Source organism: Segatella copri, assembly GCF_024330485.1.
GTDB lineage: Bacteria > Bacteroidota > Bacteroidia > Bacteroidales > Bacteroidaceae > Prevotella > Prevotella copri_L.
The window spans coordinates 1-1,884 of sequence record NZ_JANDWX010000083.1; the positions used below are offsets into that span (position 1 = coordinate 1).

1 protein-coding gene is annotated in these 1,884 nt (G+C 40.1%); it reads right to left on the reverse strand.

All coding sequences use genetic code 11. The features are described from left to right. A partial coding sequence (locus tag NNC77_RS16380; RefSeq protein ID WP_254971903.1) for a TonB-dependent receptor occupies positions 1-1,884 on the reverse strand: 1,884 nt, incomplete at both ends.

The following is a 1,884-nucleotide window of genomic DNA, read 5'->3' on the forward strand; positions in this document are numbered from 1 at the left end:
GCAACGACAGTCGGATGGATGTAATCCTTGATATACTGATAATCCAACTTGAAGTCGAATATGCTATAATTCACACTAAGTTCTGTATCATACACGTATTGCGGTTTCAGATAAATGTTGCCTTGCTCATAATGGTATTGATTGTTATAGCTCACACTGTTGTTCAACTGACGAAACGAAGGACGGTTGACCCTGCTACTGAAATCAAGATTCATCCCCACTCTCCCAAACATAGTGGAAAGAGAAAGGGATGGAAGTAAGTCCGAATAATTGGTCTTGTTCTTTACTTCTCCTTGGTCTGTGTTGATGGCATGAATGTACTCATAGCGAAGCCCGATGCTTCCTTTCCATTTGGAGGCAGACAAACTAAAGGTGGCAAATCCTGCATACTTGGTTTCCTTATTCTTGAATTGGTCATCGGCTATCTTCCCTTCTTCGTTTACAGACATACCCCATGAACTGATTTTACTGAAATCCGTTCCGAAATCAAGCCTATTATTCTTATTCATGTTCCAAGCAAACACCCCTTTGAGTGCAGTCGCACGATTTCGCTGGTCGTTTTGCATATGCGTGATTTCTGAGACAGCATCTATTCTACTTGTCTCGCTCACTTGTTGCTTATGTTTCAGTTGAGCATAAACATAGTCGGCATCCAAGTTGAGCTGTAGGTTGTCTGTTAGTTTGCCGATATAATACAGATTGACATTGTGAAACCTTTCCTTTTCAGATTCTTCAGTCTTATTGTCTGTAGATGTCAGCAGTTCATCATTCTTGTACGTCTGCATATAGTCGAAAGGAGAGTCGAGCATCTTGTAGTTGGAGATGCTTCCCAAATATCTTCCGCCGATAGTGTGATTCTTGTTTATGGCATAATTCATACCAACATTATAGTCATGAGAGTGAGAGCGGTCGGAATATTCAGAAGCAGAAATCTCATGAAATGTATCTTGCTCGTAATTGAACTGGTTAACATCATATCTGATGTCACTTCTCGTATTGTCATATTGATATGCGAGGAATACATCCAAAGCTCCCTTGTGGATGTTGAGGTTGACCTCCTCGTTGTTAGACAAATTCTTATGTTTGGAGATTTCCGCACCCACAATACCAGAAAGTCCATCCAAGGAATGGTGTACTGTAGTGATGTTTATGACACTCCTTGTTTCTGCATCGTATTCTGCCCCAGGGTTTGTTATGAGCTGTACAGACTTCACGTTGGTAGAAGAAAGGAGTGACAACCCTGAAGTATTAGTCTGCTTTCTTCCATCTATATAGATGACAGGCTCACCCTTACCAAACACCTCATACTTTCCATTTGTATAGAGCATCCCAGGAATATATTTGATAACATCTGTTGCCTTGCCAATATTTTTCAAATTGGAATTTTGAACGTCAAGCGTAAGTTTACCGTTTTCTCTTGATATGTATTTGCGATGACCTTTAATCATAACTTTTTGCAGATTAATTGTTGCATCCTCCAAGGTTATGGCACCAACCTCACCGGTACGATATGCATTACAGTAAGTTTTGTAGCCCACACAACTCACTTTCACAATCGCCTTTTTCACCTCGCAAGGAATTACGAACTGACCATTCTCATTTGTCACACCACCCGTGATTAAACTGGAATCACTAACATTGAGCAAAGCGACATTGGCGAAATCGACTGGTTGATGGTGAGTGTCAACAATGCGTCCCATCATTCTGTTAGAAGTCTTTTGAATACATTCAACGATAATAATATTATCCACTTGTTTCATTTTGATAGGGTAAAAACCAATCAAGTTCATGATGGCATCTGGAACACTTTCATTTTTGATGTTCTTTGTCACCTTGAAATCCTCCAACTCGTCATACACAAAGTTGATGACATACTTATCCTGT